The 13,442-nt window shown below is 67.8% G+C and carries 13 protein-coding genes; 7 read left to right on the forward strand and 6 right to left on the reverse strand.

Annotated features, from left to right (window positions below; translation table 11 throughout):
* The 3 genes from Prum_RS32010 to Prum_RS32020 form a co-directional block, all read right to left on the reverse strand.
* Complete coding sequence (locus Prum_RS32010; protein ID WP_173079843.1) at positions 1-207, reverse strand: hypothetical protein; 207 nt, start codon at positions 205-207, stop codon at positions 1-3.
* A 270-nt stretch (positions 208-477) separates the two neighbouring features.
* Positions 478-984 (reverse strand): DUF6545 domain-containing protein, encoded by a 507-nt coding sequence (locus Prum_RS32015; RefSeq protein ID WP_173079844.1) that lies wholly within the window; start codon positions 982-984, stop codon positions 478-480.
* Complete coding sequence (locus tag Prum_RS32020) at positions 984-1,523, reverse strand: hypothetical protein (RefSeq protein WP_173079845.1); 540 nt, start codon at positions 1,521-1,523, stop codon at positions 984-986. Before Prum_RS32020 ends, Prum_RS32015 begins: the two co-directional genes overlap by 1 nt.
* A 361-nt stretch (positions 1,524-1,884) precedes the next feature.
* Between Prum_RS32020 and Prum_RS32025 the strand changes: the two genes are divergently transcribed.
* On the forward strand, positions 1,885-2,370 hold the full coding sequence (locus Prum_RS32025) for a helix-turn-helix domain-containing protein (protein WP_173079846.1): 486 nt from the start codon (positions 1,885-1,887) through the stop codon (positions 2,368-2,370).
* Positions 2,371-2,479: 109 nt separating this feature from the next.
* Positions 2,480-4,237 (forward strand): SAM-dependent methyltransferase, encoded by a 1,758-nt coding sequence (locus tag Prum_RS49850; protein WP_218577423.1) that lies wholly within the window; start codon positions 2,480-2,482, stop codon positions 4,235-4,237.
* 64 nt (positions 4,238-4,301) lie between these two features.
* Here the strand turns inward: Prum_RS49850 and Prum_RS32035 are convergent, their stop codons facing one another.
* Positions 4,302-6,794 (reverse strand): putative bifunctional diguanylate cyclase/phosphodiesterase, encoded by a 2,493-nt coding sequence (locus Prum_RS32035; protein WP_173079847.1) that lies wholly within the window; start codon positions 6,792-6,794, stop codon positions 4,302-4,304.
* A 670-nt stretch (positions 6,795-7,464) separates the two neighbouring features.
* On the opposite strand from Prum_RS32035, the gene Prum_RS52225 reads away from it, so the two are divergent.
* From Prum_RS52225 to Prum_RS32055, 4 genes are all read left to right on the forward strand, one after another.
* Complete coding sequence (locus Prum_RS52225) at positions 7,465-7,677, forward strand: hypothetical protein (RefSeq protein ID WP_246278223.1); 213 nt, start codon at positions 7,465-7,467, stop codon at positions 7,675-7,677.
* Complete coding sequence (locus Prum_RS32045) at positions 7,674-7,892, forward strand: hypothetical protein (protein ID WP_173079848.1); 219 nt, start codon at positions 7,674-7,676, stop codon at positions 7,890-7,892. The genes Prum_RS52225 and Prum_RS32045 overlap by 4 nt, the downstream gene beginning before the upstream one ends.
* Complete coding sequence (locus Prum_RS32050) at positions 7,864-8,217, forward strand: hypothetical protein (RefSeq protein ID WP_173079849.1); 354 nt, start codon at positions 7,864-7,866, stop codon at positions 8,215-8,217. Before Prum_RS32045 ends, Prum_RS32050 begins: the two co-directional genes overlap by 29 nt.
* A 79-nt stretch (positions 8,218-8,296) precedes the next feature.
* Positions 8,297-8,635, forward strand: coding sequence for a hypothetical protein (locus tag Prum_RS32055; RefSeq protein WP_173079850.1), 339 nt, complete (start codon positions 8,297-8,299; stop codon positions 8,633-8,635).
* A 13-nt stretch (positions 8,636-8,648) separates the two neighbouring features.
* Here the strand turns inward: Prum_RS32055 and Prum_RS32060 are convergent, their stop codons facing one another.
* On the reverse strand, positions 8,649-9,242 hold the full coding sequence (locus Prum_RS32060) for a transposase (RefSeq protein ID WP_173079808.1): 594 nt from the start codon (positions 9,240-9,242) through the stop codon (positions 8,649-8,651).
* On the reverse strand, positions 9,209-9,712 hold the full coding sequence (locus Prum_RS32065; protein ID WP_173079851.1) for a winged helix-turn-helix domain-containing protein: 504 nt from the start codon (positions 9,710-9,712) through the stop codon (positions 9,209-9,211). The genes Prum_RS32060 and Prum_RS32065 overlap by 34 nt, the downstream gene beginning before the upstream one ends.
* 818 nt (positions 9,713-10,530) lie before the next feature.
* Between Prum_RS32065 and Prum_RS32070 the strand changes: the two genes are divergently transcribed.
* Positions 10,531-13,440, forward strand: coding sequence for a P-loop NTPase family protein (locus Prum_RS32070; RefSeq protein ID WP_173079852.1), 2,910 nt, complete (start codon positions 10,531-10,533; stop codon positions 13,438-13,440).
* Positions 13,441-13,442 lie beyond the last annotated feature (2 nt).

Raw genomic sequence — 13,442 nt, forward strand, 5'->3', positions numbered from 1 at the left:
CTATCGGCACGGCCGGCGGGCAGGAGGGGCCACCATGCTCCCAGTTAGCGGGGTGTAGCGGTCCCGGCCAGCCTGGGTAATGACGATCTGGGCGCGCGACTCGCCGATCGCCGCCAGGTCACGCGCGGCGAGCTTCTCCCAGCCGGTGAGGAAGTAGACGGTGCGGTTCAGTCCGCCGTCGCCGGCGGTGAGCAGGTCGACCAGCATCTCCCACAGCCGCTCGGTCCTGGCGCTTCCCGCCGCGCTGGCTGTTTGGATTGTGTTGCGTCGCCTCCCGTCGTGGCCCGAACGACCGGAGCCTCGTGTATCGACGCACGAAGACGAGGCGGCAGGTTAGCGGCGGGGGATCCGGCGCCGCCGCACTGGTCATGTTCGTGACTCGCGACGGCTGCGCCGCACCGCCACCGCCAGCGGTTGGGTCGCCTGGCGGATTCTGGCACGGTCGCCCTGGAGGAAGCGCCAGACCGACACGCCAGATCAACCGCGATGTACCGATTCCAGCGCCGCCGCCAGGTGCGCGAGCCACCGAGCTTCCCCGTCGACGTCTGACTCGACGTGTCCCCACGTGATCTGGGGAGTGGTCGTCTGCACGAAATCCCGCACGGGTTCGTCCCCCGCTGCGCGAGCGTCGAGCGCGACATGAAGGCGAACTGCCGCGCCGACGGCATCGGCCCGCCAGACCTCCAATCCGCATGCTCGCGCGCCGCGTGAGGCGGCCGCGCCCACCGCTGGGTCGGCGTAAGCCTGCATACCGATCAGGCCGTCGTGGATCTCGATGACACGTCGGTAGAGCGCCGCGTACGAGGCTCGGACAGGCAAATGGCAATCCCGGCGTGGGTTGGTAGGCGGGTTCAGGCAGATGCCAGGAATCGCCCCGCAGAGAACCAGCCACAATGGATGGAGGCGTCGATACAGCAGGTATCGACCCGGCCAGCGGCCAAGGTCGACGATCCGGGGGCGCAGGTGCGCCAATACAGTGGTCATCAGCGCGGTCTGTCGGCCTCGCCGGCCGGTGTCGCAGCCCGCACAGGAAGGACTGCGGCACGAGCAAGTAGGCGTCTATGGAACCGCCTTGGCCGTGACCGCGAGTGTTGTGCCAACCATTGCGCCATGACGTCGGCGAAGACCTCGGCCTCGCGCTCCTCTTCGTCGTTGGACAGGCTTCGGGCAAGAACCCGTCGAACGATGGCCGGGTCCAACCGGTCAAAGGTGATAGTGTCCGAGTTGATCACCGGGCGTCCGCTGTGGCCGCAGAACATGTGCGCCAGCTCGTGCAGCAGGATGTGTCTGCGCAGGATCGGTGGCGCGCCGCGGTCCACGGCGAAATAGTCCGCGTTGTCGGTCGCCAGCCAGAGGCCACAGGCCGTCGTGTCACTGGTGCTGTCCAGTGGAAGAAGGTGAATCGGCCTGCCGCGGCGCTCGCCGATCGCCTGGCACCATGCCTCTACGCCGCGTGGAGATGGCGGCGGCAGGTCAAGCTGGCGGAGTCGTCGCTCGGCTTGGCGGCGATGTACGTCAGCCATCGATCACACCTCAATCCCCGTCCACTGCCAGCGCGCTCGGCGCTGGCACATGTCTACTTGCAGCGCACGTTCTCGCCGTCGGCCAACCCACAAGGACCCGGCGGTTGAAGGCGCCGCGGCTGGCTGCGCCGCGGTTGCCATCGGCGCCTGGCACCCCGCCGGTGTTTCACACGATGTGGCCCGCGAACCGCACTGCACGCCCCGTCGAACAACTATAGTAGTCCGTCACGGCACATCCAAGCATCTCAGTCACCGCTGGCGCTGGTCGAGAAGACACACGACGCGGCGTCGCCGTGCAGGACGCTGTCAACTATTGTTTATCAAAGCGGCGAGATGCTGCGGGTCAGTGAGCGGAGGGGTCATGGCGGACGGTGCCGAGCAGCGGACCCGGGCAACCTTCCGGGTGCGCCTGAACTACCTGTTCGACACGGTGCGTGCGCCGGGCCGCACGACTCCGTACACCGCCCAGGAGGTGGCCGACGCGATCAGGGATGCTGGCACCGACATCTCGAAGGGCTACATCTCACTGCTGCGTAACGGCGAACGCTCGAACCCGACCATGACGATCGTGCAAGCGATCGCCAACTTCTTCCAGGTCCCACCGGCCTACTTTTTCGACGATGCCGCGTACGAGGCCGCCCGACGTGATCTGGCCGAGCTGCGTGCCATGAAGGATGTCCGGGACCTGCTTGATGATCCCGGAGCCGCGCTGCTCGGTTACCGGGCGCGGAACCTGACCGCCGCCGGCGTCATCGAAGCCCTCCGCCATGTCGAAGCGATCATCGAGCGGGAACAGGCGCAGCGGCGGCGCCGACCCAGGCGTCCCGACAACCGCCCAGAAACATGATCCCCGACAGTGTGCCGGTAGGCGAAACGGCGCGAAGTGGAGCGAACCGATAGCGATGTCGGCCAGACGCAGACACCATAAAGCGCTGCTGCGCGCCGCAGGCGTCACGATGCCGGCCCCGTTCACCATCGAGGCATTCCTCGACCACGTCGCGACTGCGCGGCAGCGGACGATCAGCCTGGAGCCGATGACGACGACGACCTCGCTGGGAGGTCTCGCGGTATCCACCGCGGACCACGACTACATCGTCGTGACCGACTCGGCCGTGCCCCTGCACCGCAGGCACATCGCCCTTCATGAGATCTCACACCTGCTCCTTGGCCACCACGGAGAGCCCAGCCCGGAAGCTGGCGACCTGCCTTCTCGCCCGTTGGGCCAGTGGACTGCGGCGCCCGACACGCGGCCCGCCTTGAGCGTCGAGGAGGAACAGGACGCCGAGTCACTTGCCACGACAATCGCCGAGCTCGCCGCGTCCGCGGTCCCAGGTTTCAGCGCGATCGCGTGGCTGCGTCGAGGTGTCGACGCCGCCGTCGGTGCACTCGCCTACCGGACGGTCTACCGCCAGTTGTATCCACTGTGGCGTAGCCTCGTCGAGCTCCAGCCGGGCATTGCGTTCGAGGGTCCGGCCTCGTCCGTTGCCGACCGTGCCTTGCCGCCGTCCGAGCCCTACCGCGCACTCTACCGACGCGTGATCGAGATCCACGACGGAATCCGCATGAGCAGACCCTTCGTCGACCCGGCAGTGGTGGGCCATGCGCAACAGCTGGCCGCTGCGGCAGGAATGGGTCCCGATCGGGCTGAGGCCGTGGGGTTGGGTGCGGGTCTTGCGGCCTTCGTCCGAGCACGCGGTCGGGGCACGAGGACAGCATTCGAGGACCCCCTGGTGCCGGTTTTAGGCCGTCTGGGTGACGACCTGGTGTCCAACGCCGAGGCTCTCGCGTGGGTCGCCGCCGCGGCCGCCCGGTGGCCCCTGGTCAGCGACGGTGCTCTGGATCAGGTGTCCGGCCGCGCACGGCGACGCAGGGTCGCACGGCACGCGGCCGGAGCGCCCGGCGAGGGGTGGGCGCGGGATGTCGATACGGGTACGCCATCGGCGGCCAGGATGTATGACTTCTACCTGGGTGGGATCCACAATTTTCCAGCTGATCGGCGGGCCGCCGACGAGGCGATCACGCGCATGAGGCTGATTCCCGATATCGCCAAGGCGAATCGGGCGTGGCTTGGTCGGGTGGTGCGGTTCCTGGCCAGGCAGGGGGCGACGCAGTTTCTGGATATCGGCTCGGGTATCCCCACGATGGGTAACGTCCATGAGATCGCCCAGCAGGTGGCGCCGGGCGCTCGGGTGCTGTACGTGGACATCGACCCGGTCGCGGTGATGCACAGCCGGCAGATGCTGACCGACAACCCGCTGGCCGCCGCGGTCGAGGGCGACGTGCGCCGCCCGCAGGAGCTGATCGACCGTATCGAGTCCGATCCGGGTCTGAAGGCGATCATCGATCTGGATCGGCCGGTGGCGTTGATTCTCGCCGCCGTGCTGCATTTCGTGCCGGACGACGACGAGGCGTACGGCGCGGTCGAAGTGCTGCGGGACCGGCTGGCCCCGGGCAGTTGGCTGGCGATCTCCCACGGCGCGGTCGAGGGGTTCGGCGCCGTGCAGGCGGCCGGCGTGCAGCAGGTATACGAGAAGACGCGAACACCGGGCGGGTTACGTACCCGCGAGGGCATCACACGCTTCTTCGACGGCTTCGACCTCGTCCAACCCGGAATCGTCTGGATTCCAGATTGGCACGGCCGCGAGACTGGCGCCGGATTCGACCGCGACCCCCAGCGCTCAGGAATGCTGGCCGGGGTGGGAGGTCGGGCCTGATCGCAGTGAAGGTTCGGGGCGGACGATTCACATGAACAGGGGGTGATCCATCGCCGTGGGTAGCTCAGTTCGCGTGTCCGAGCGGCACCGCGGTCGGCCCGCTGGTGATTGGCTGCGCAAGGCGGACGAAGGTTCCGTCACGTCCGTCGCGGAGGGCGTCGACCATCGTGGCGACGTCTTCCGGCGGGCCGAACAGGTCACCTTGGCCGGTGATGCAGCCCATGTCCCATAGCAGCCTTCGCTGTTCGTCGGTGCTTACCCCCTCGGCGCCGACGCCGATGCCCAGATCCTGGCTGAGTTGGGTAGCTGCGCGTACGACTAGGGCGGCGTTCTGGGAGGAGAGCAACCCGTCGATGATCGCCGCATCGACCTTCAGCCCGTCCAGTGGAACCCGGGTCGCGACAGACAGCGAGGAGGGTCCGGTGCCGAAATTGTCGACGGTCAGGCGAACGCCAGCGTTGCGAAGTGCCGCAACGGCGCGATCCACCGCCTCGAGCTTGCTGATGCCTGCTGTCTCGGTCAGCTCCAAGACGAGGCTGCTGGGCTCAAGGCCATGGATCTGTAGCCGCCCAAGGACCATGTGAGGCAGATGGACGTCGAGCAGGCAACGCTGGCTGATGTTCACCGCGACGGGGAGTCGCACCCCCGCCGCTTGCCACTGGCGGGCGGCGGCCAATGCCAGATCAACAATCTTTCCGGTGATCATTGCGAGGTGGTCCGAGCGCTCGATTAGGTCGAGCCAGGCGGCCGGTTCGATCGTGCCGTGTTGCGGGTGATCCCACCGGGGGATGGCCTCGCACGCCACCACCTGTCCGGTTCCGAGATGGACGATTGGCTGCACGTGAACGCTGATCTGGCCGGCTTCTGCCGCGTTGCCGAGATCAGCGGCAAGCGTCCGCAGGTGAAACACGCCGTTGTCACGCTCGTGCCGATACAGCGCGACCGTCACCTTGCCGCGCTTGGCTCGATACATCGCGTGGTCGGCGCGATGCAGCAGCTCGGCGCCGGAGGTGCCAGGCTCAGCCAGGGCTACGCCCACGCTTGCCTTAATGATGATCGACAGGCCGCTCACGTCGAGCGGCGTGTCGAGGCACCGAATGACTCGTTCCGCGAGGGCGATCGCCGTTGCTTCGGCTGGCACTGTCTTAAACAGAATCGCGAACTCATCGCCGCCCAGGCGCGCCACGAGGGCGCCGCGGGCCTGGGCCGCGCTGGCCAGCCGCTGCGCAACGTCGACGATGAGTTGGTCGCCGATCGCGTGTCCGAAGCTGTCGTTGATCTCCTTGAACTTGTCGAGGTCGACCATTGCCAAGGCGGGGCTGCCCAGGTGGCCCCTGGCGAGCAGATGGTTTAGCTGGTCGAGCAGTTCCCGCCGGTTGGACAGTCCGGTTAGCGCGTCTCGCCGCGCTTGCGTCTCGGCGTGGTGAGCCTGTTCGAGAAGTCCGACGAAGGCGCCCGCGTTCGTGAGCGCGGTTGCCAGCGCGACGCCAAGGGCACGCAGCATGCTCCGCTCGCGGTTGCTAAGCCTGTCCTGTCCGTCCAGGTAGAGGCGTATCACCCCGATCGGCCCCACCGTGCGACTGTCAATGGCACAGTTGGCGACGTACCCCTGTGGAAGGTCGGCTGGCGCTGGCGGTGGTCCATCGTGGACGACCTGTGTGCCGGTGATCCGAACCAGTCGCGCCGGCCCCATGCCCCAGAGTTCCACCTCGACACACGATGCAACGAACAACGCGGACGCCCCGCGGGCCGCCGTGTGGATGATCGAGGTGAGGTCGGGTGCCGAGTTGAGCTCATCGGTCGTGGCTGCTACCTGTTCCCACGCGCGCCGCTCGGTCAGCACATGCAGGCGGTGCTTGTAGACGACGTACATCGCAAGGGTTACCAGCGGTAAGGCGAAGGGCCACTGGCGGTTGATCATCAGCAGTGCGACCATGCCCATCGCGATGCCCAACGCGACAGCGCGGCACATGATCCGAACGTCCAGGTCTGTCCGCAAGACCTGCCACCACGACCGGCCGGTGGCCGCGGCCACTGCCGCGGGCGTCACCGCCTCCTCGACGACGGCGAACGCGGCGGCGCCGCAGATCAAAGCGGCGGCGTACTGCGGCCAGGTCGCGACTGCTATGTGTGGACCGTCCACCGATGGCGCAACGCCCGCTTGCACCATCGCCAGGCCGACCGCCGCAGCGCCGACGATGTCCTTGGCCGTGTTGTGCACAGCCTTGTGCAGCTGACGCGCGACGGGGTAGCGGGTGACCGCCTTGGCGATGGCGACGCCGCAGGCGGTGCAGAGAATGAGCCAGCCGATGGGAACGGCGGTCGCAGTGACGAGGATCGCCGCTGAGGTGAACGAAAGCCTGGCCTGCGTGCGCACTCGAAGCTGCGCCGAGCAGGCATTTCCCAGAGCGATGGTCGTCGTGGCGGCGAGCAACAGGGGGATCTGTGCCCGGTGCACGGGCCCAGCATGGATTGCTGCCCAGCCCAGGCTGCCCGCCGCGGCAGTGCCGAGGAGACCCGTGAGCAGCAGCAGGTTGCGCTGCCGGGTCTCCACCATGCCCCCGCCTCCAGCCAGTCGTTGGAGCGCTTCCATCGATCTGGAACTGTCAGTTAGGCTACCGCAGCATACGGTCCAACCTGAGCCCGCGTTCGACGCCGATACCTGCGGATCCAGCCAAGGTATTCCACCGGTCGGCACGGACCGACAACGAATCAATCGATCCGCCCTTTGTCTCCGGCTACTCCCACTCGTAGTCTCGACGCCACATAAAGACACACCTCCGTCACACTCCGAAGCCAGAATATGGTGTGTATCGGAAGCGGACGACAAGTTATGACACTATCGGCATCTAGGGCGCATTCGGGCGGGTTAGGGGTGCGGCGGGGCGGCAACGGTCCGCAGAAGCGTTACGGGTAACCCTGCCGTCAACGGGTGCCCTTCACCGTTCGGGGCATGACAGACACGACAAGCACACCAAGCACGCCGAACCCTGCCTCGTCCGCGCGCCGGTACTGGACGCGCGGCGAGACCGCCCGCGATCATCGACTCACGCCGAGGTTCACCGAGGAGGAGCTGGCCGCGATCCGGTCCGCCGCCGAGACGTCCGGGTTGACGTTGACCGGCTTCTACGCGCTGGCCGCGCTCGCGGTGGCCCGCCGGCAGCCGGGCCAGCCGGCAGCCGGGCCAGCCAGGCTCGCCCACCGGGACGTCCGGCGACGCGGCGGGCGTGGGTGTGGAGGAGTTGGCCGAGATGCAGCGGGAGCTGTTCGCCGCCCGCACCGCGGTCAACCGCACCGGCACCAACCTCAACCAGGCCGTCGCCCAGGTCAACTCCACCGGGCAGCCGCCGGTTTGGCTGGAGCACGCGGTGGACCGGGTGGGCAACGCCGTCCGGGAGCTTGACGCGCTGGTTGGCCGCATCCACCGCCGGTTGGCGTGATCCCGGCCGTACACCCGCGCGGCACCAACGTGGGCGGACTTCTCAGGTACCTGTTCGGGCCGGGCAAGCGGGAGGAGCACGTCCGCCCTCGGCTGGTGGCCGCGTGGGACGGGGCGGGCCCGCTCGCCGAGCTGCAACCGCCGGTGCTGCCGGGCGGGTGGCACGACGTCCGCCGGTTGACGCAGTTTGTTGGAGCCGGTCCGCGCCGGGCGTAACCCGCCGCGTAAGACGGTGTGGCACTGCTCGATCCGCAACCACCCCACCGACCGCACCCTGACGGACGCGCAGTGGGCCCACATCGGCGCGGAGGTGATGGCCGCCGTCGGGCTCGCCGCGCACGGCGACCTGGACGCGGTACCGACCGCCCGCCGGGACACCGAGGCCGGGGACGGCGGGTCCTGCTGCCCCGCCGATCGTGCCGGACCTGCGCTCGGCGGACCGGCGCGGCCGGCACCGGTGAACCCTCGGCTCGCAGGCGCCGGGCGCCGCCATGAGGGTGCGCCCGGCGCCCCTGCGCAGGTCCGGCAAATGGTCAGATAGGCGCACGCGGTGGGCCTGCGAGCCGGTGCGCCGCACCGACGCGATTAATCCACGTGGCCCACGCAGGCGAGGAGCGACCATGAGCAGCGAGCGCGACGATGATCCGCGCCAGTGGATGGACGTCCGTGCCCTTCTGCAGCGGCGGGCCGGTCGGCTGGCGAAGCAGTACAGCGTGGGTGAGGACCAGGTACGCGAAGTGGTGGACCGGATCTGCACCCAATCGCTGTTTTCGCAGATGGGCTATGTTGCTGGGTCCTCGCACGCGCTGATGATCGCGATGTCAGAAGAACACGCCGGCTGGGTCGAGCCGGGTTGCCGGCTGTGCGTGCTGATCGCGGACGCCATCGCGTTGATCCTTGCGACGGACCGAGCCGACGTGGATGACCGTTTCAAACGACTCGTCGATGGGCTCGACTAGAGACCTTTCGGGGTCAGGGTGGGGATAGTCCGGTGGCGGTGAGGTAGCCGTCGATGATGCCTGCACGGTATTGCATGCGTTTGAGGCGGTTCTTCACCGCGGTGGTCAGTGCGGTGGCGGTGGTGGCGGGGAGGTTGGCCAGGCTGCGTTTCATCACCGACCAGACCTTCTCGACCGGGTTGAGCTCGGGGGCGTAGCCGGGCAGCAGGTAGACCCTGAGCCAGGGCCGGCCGGCGATCAACTCACGCATCCGCGCGGACTTGTGCCCTGCTAACCGGTCCCAAACCAACACGATCGGTGCGCCGAGTTGTCGGTGGGCGGCGTCCAGCAGGTCGGCGAAGTCGGGTTCCCGGAACCCTTTCGGGTCGGTCTTGCGGCCGCGGTAGGTGCGGGTGCGGTAGATCAGCCGGCTGGGGTGGCCGGGTCGGTAGCAGACCAGCCCGGCTATCGATACCCGGACGTTGCCTTTGGCGGTGACCTTGACGACCGGGGTGTGGCCGCGTGGGGCCCAGGTGGTCGCCTTGGCGGGGTGAAGAGTTTGGCCGGCTTCGTCGGCGAAACAGATCCAGGCGTTCAGCCTGCCCGCGAGTCTTTTACCGCCGGCCACTGATATCGGCGCCAGCGGGCGATGGCTTGCTCGTCCCGCTCGATCGCCCGCTGGGTCGGCAGTTGCGGGCTGAACCCGATCCGCCGCATCGCCTCCCAGGTCGTGGTCACACTGACCCGGACCTTGAACATCAGGCCGATCAACGCCGCGACCCGCGCCAACGTCCAGCGTTGGTCCTCGTCGTAGCCGGCCGCGGCCGGGCCTTGTTCCAGCCGGGCCTTCAGCTTGGCCAGTTGTGCGTCGGACAGTTTCGGATCCGGCCCCGATGCGCCCTTGGACGCCAACGCCTGCACACCACCGGCCTGCCAGGCACGCCGCCACACGTACGCCGACTTTTCCGACACCTCTAACCGTTTGGCGACCTCGACCGGCCCCACACCCTGGGCGAACAGGTCCGCGGCCCGCCTGCGGACCTGTTCACGCCGCACCCGTGCCGCCTGGTTGAGCCCGCCGCCGTCGCCGTACCTCATGACCATCAACCCAAGCGGACAAACCCACAGAAAGCGATCACCCGGAAGAAGCATTGTGGACAGACGACAAACCTCCACCCCGAAAGGTCTCTAGTTTGGCCCTGCGCTCGTGGGAGGGGTGAGCCCCGGCATGTCCCCGAACACCACACCGCCACCGACGCGCGAGGCAAGTCTGACCAGCATAAGATCATGTGCAGTCCATGTCCGGAGATGCAGCCTCGGCGCGTACAGGACAACCCGCTAACACCCGTGGCCCTCTGCCGCTGGTTGGGCCCGTTGGGCTGCCGGTTGACCCATTTGGGTGCTCGGTTGGCTCTGTTGGGTTGACGGTTAGGTTGTCGGTGTGCTCATCGGTGGCCTTCGTTTCCTCGCTCGTCGGGTCGGTTGGGATCGAATGACGGTGGCGAGGTTGACTGCGGCGGTGGCGAGGCTGAGCAGGGCGCCGATGGTTGTGGCGACGATGTTCAAGAGTTCCATCTGTGCGGATCCCATCACTGGCCGGTGGTTCGGGGCGGGCCGCTCCGTGTTGACGCCTCGAGCGTGTGGTCACCGACGCACCGGTATCTGTGCGCTGCTGTAACCCCTCCTGGCCAGGTGGGGATCACGGGCGGTGGCGCAATCGGATCGTCGATAATGGAGGGCACACTTGGCGCACAGTTACCGCACAGCACCAGTCTTTGTGATCGTGGAGGGTGCGAGGCCGAATGGGTTCGCGGCGCAATGGGCGAGGCCGGCAAATCGACCGGCAGGCGTGGCCTGCCAGCGGGACGAGGCGGGATTGGCTCGTCTACTGCGACGAGGTCCACCGTGCGAATGGCATGCCGAGCCTCAGCGCGCTCGCCGCGTCGATGAACATGACCTCGCGTACCCGAATTGGTGAGATGCTGCGGGGTCTGGCGTTGCCGGCCGATACGGAGCAGGCCAGGGCTCTGCTAGAGGCGATGGGGGCAGTCGGCGACGAGGTCGGCCGGGGTGTCCGGCTTTATGACGCCGCCCACGCCGAACGCGGGCAGCAGATCCTGGGTGCGGATCGGCCGGGCTGGTGGCTGCGGTCCGGGTATGTCGAGCAGGTTGGTGACATCGCCCCGCTGAGGCTCCTAGACCGTGACGACGAGTTGGCCGAGCTGGCAACCTGGTGTACTGGCGGGGACGAGGCATACGTGTGGTGGCGGGGCGGGCCCCGGGCGGGTAAGTCAGCGCTGATGGCGTGGTTCGCCTTGCACCCGCCGCCCGATGTGTGGGTGGTCTCCTTCTTCGTCACCGCCCGCCTGTCGAGTCAAGCGGACAGCGTCGCGTTCACCGACGGGCTGCTCGACCAGCTGTCCGCGATCACTAACACTCAGCTTCCGCCGCTCCCCTCGCCGCCGGCGCGGGATCGGCTCCGTCGCCAATTGCTCGGTGAGGCCGCAGCACGGGCGGTGAAGGCGGGCCGGCGGCTGGTGCTGCTCGTGGACGGGCTGGACGAGGACTGCGGTTCCCAACCCGGCTTGGGGCTGTCCAGCATTGCGGCCTGCTTGCCCAAACGTCCTCCTCCGGGGTTGCGGGTGATTGTGGCCGGCCGCCCCGACCCGCCGATCCCCGCCGACGTCGATGCCGACCACCCCCTTCAAAGCTGCCGGATTCGCTGGCTGACCGTCTCGTCACACGCCACCCGGGTCACCGAGCTGGCCCAGCGTGAGCTCGACGAGGTCCTGGCCACCGACCGAGTACGTCACGACGGCCTGAGCTACCAGGTGCTCGGTCTGGTAACCGCGAGCGGCGGCGGCTTGGACCGTCGCGACCTGCAACAGCTGACCGGCCGCCCCGCCTTCGAAATCGACCGGCTCCTGGGGGGCGTGTTTGGACGCACGGTCGCCGGCCGCGCGGACCCGCATACCACCGGGCGGGTTTTCATGTTCACCCACGAGACACTGCGTGTGCAGGCCGTCGACCGCCTCGGCGAGGGCAGTCTCGCTAGTTTCGCCGACCGTTTACAAACCTGGGCTGCTGGTTACCAGCAGCGCGGCTGGCCCGTCGAAACGCCGGGATATCTTGTGCGCGGCTACCCTCGCATGCTAAGCGATGCCAACGACATCGACCGGCTGGTGGCCCTGGCCGCAGATCCAGCCCGGCACGACTGGATGCTGAATACGACTGGCGGCGACGCTGCTGCCCTGGCCGAGATCAGCACAGCTCACACCATCATCTGCATGCAACGGTCCCCGAACCTGTTCGACGCCCTGCGCTTGGCCTGGTATCGCGACCAACTTCTGCACCGCAACGGCCACATTCCTACCCAACTGCCCGCTGTCTGGGCCATCAGCGGCCAACCCATCCGCGCAGAAGCTCTCGCCCGGTCCATCACCGACCCGGACTCGCAGGCAGAGGCCCTAATCGGCCTGATCAAGGCGTTGGCTGCCGCCGGCGAACCTGACCGCGCCGTCATGTTGGCCACGTCCGTCGAACACGCCGTCCGGTCCGTTCCAGATTCGCGCGGGTGGGAACGGTCTCTTAGCAGCGTGGCCAGGATGTTCGCCGCAGCGGGTGATGCTGATCGCGCCAGACAGATCGCCCGGTCCCTTAAGTACGCGCAAGACCAGGCACCGGTCCTGACCGCATTGGTCAGTACGTACGCAGCCGCCGGCAAGATCGACTGGGCTGTGGCGGTGGCCAATGAGGCACAACGGCTTACCCGCTCCATCATGGACTTGAGCTGGCAGGCATGGGCCTTGTCCAACCTGGCCGAGGCGTTTGCTGGCGGCGGCCTGACCGACCACGCCGTCACTGTGGCCACCACCGCCGAACAAATCGTCCGGTCCATCGCCGAACCGCATTTTCAGGCACGGGCACAATCCGACCTAGTCAAGGTGTTGGTCACCGTTGGCCAGACCGACCACGCCGTCGCACTGGCTACCGCCGCCGAACACACCGCCTGGTCCATAGTGGAGCCGGGTAAGCAGGCATTTGCCTTGGCCCACGTGGCCAGCGCCTATGCTGCCGCGGGCCTGACCGACCATGCCGAACAGCTCGCCCAGTCCATCACCGACCCGGCCTGGCAGGCGTACGCCTTGACCGGCATGGCCACGGCAAACGCTGCCGCCGGCGAGATCAATCGCGCGGAGCAGATCGCCCGGTCCATCGCCGAACCCCGGCAGCGGGCACAAGCCTTGGCCAGTCTGGCCCGGGCGTTCGCCGCCGCTGGCCAGACCGACCGCGCCGTCACATTGGCCACCGCCGCCGAACACACCGCCCGATCCATCACCGAACCGGACACACAGGCATTGTCTCTGATCTGCCTGGCCCGGGCGTTGTTTATTGCTGGCGAGACCGGCCGCGCCGTCACGGCGGCCACCGCCGCCGAACACACCGCCCGATCCATCACCACACCTCACGTACAGGCAGAGGCGCTGACCGGCCTGGCCTGGACGTTCGCCGCTGCCGGACAGACCGACCGCGCCGAGCAGACTGCCCGATCCATCACCCAACCGGACGCACAGGCATCGTCTCTGATCTGCCTGGCCCGGGCGTTGTTTACTGCTGGCGAGACCGGCCGCGCCGTCACGCTGGCCGCCGCCGCCGAACACGCTGCCCGATCCATCACCGAACCGGAGGCACAGGCACAGGCCCTAGCCGACGTGATCAAGGTGTTGGTCGCCATGGCGAGACCGACCGCGCCGTCGCCGTCGTCGCCGCCGCCGAACACGCTGCCCGATCCATCACCGAACTGCACAAGCAGCTATGGTCCCTGACC

The sequence above is a fragment of the Phytohabitans rumicis genome (genome assembly GCF_011764445.1).
GTDB classification, from domain to species: domain Bacteria; phylum Actinomycetota; class Actinomycetes; order Mycobacteriales; family Micromonosporaceae; genus Phytohabitans; species Phytohabitans rumicis.

Excerpts from the sequence above, each read along its gene's own strand:
- Prum_RS32025 (WP_173079846.1), top strand. The coding sequence starts at position 1,885 with ATGGCGGACGGTGCCGAGCAGCGGACCCGGGCAACCTTCCGGGTGCGC.
- Prum_RS49850 (WP_218577423.1), top strand. The coding sequence starts at position 2,480 with ATGCCGGCCCCGTTCACCATCGAGGCATTCCTCGACCACGTCGCGACT.
- Prum_RS32055 (WP_173079850.1), top strand. The coding sequence starts at position 8,297 with ATGAGCAGCGAGCGCGACGATGATCCGCGCCAGTGGATGGACGTCCGT.
- Prum_RS32020 (WP_173079845.1), bottom strand. The coding sequence starts at position 1,523 with ATGGCTGACGTACATCGCCGCCAAGCCGAGCGACGACTCCGCCAGCTT.
- Prum_RS32010 (WP_173079843.1), bottom strand. The coding sequence starts at position 207 with ATGCTGGTCGACCTGCTCACCGCCGGCGACGGCGGACTGAACCGCACC.
- Prum_RS32035 (WP_173079847.1), bottom strand. The coding sequence starts at position 6,794 with ATGGTGGAGACCCGGCAGCGCAACCTGCTGCTGCTCACGGGTCTCCTC.
- Prum_RS32015 (WP_173079844.1), bottom strand. The coding sequence starts at position 984 with ATGACCACTGTATTGGCGCACCTGCGCCCCCGGATCGTCGACCTTGGC.
- Prum_RS32065 (WP_173079851.1), bottom strand. The coding sequence starts at position 9,712 with ATGAGGTACGGCGACGGCGGCGGGCTCAACCAGGCGGCACGGGTGCGG.
- Prum_RS32070 (WP_173079852.1), top strand. The coding sequence starts at position 10,531 with ATGCCGAGCCTCAGCGCGCTCGCCGCGTCGATGAACATGACCTCGCGT.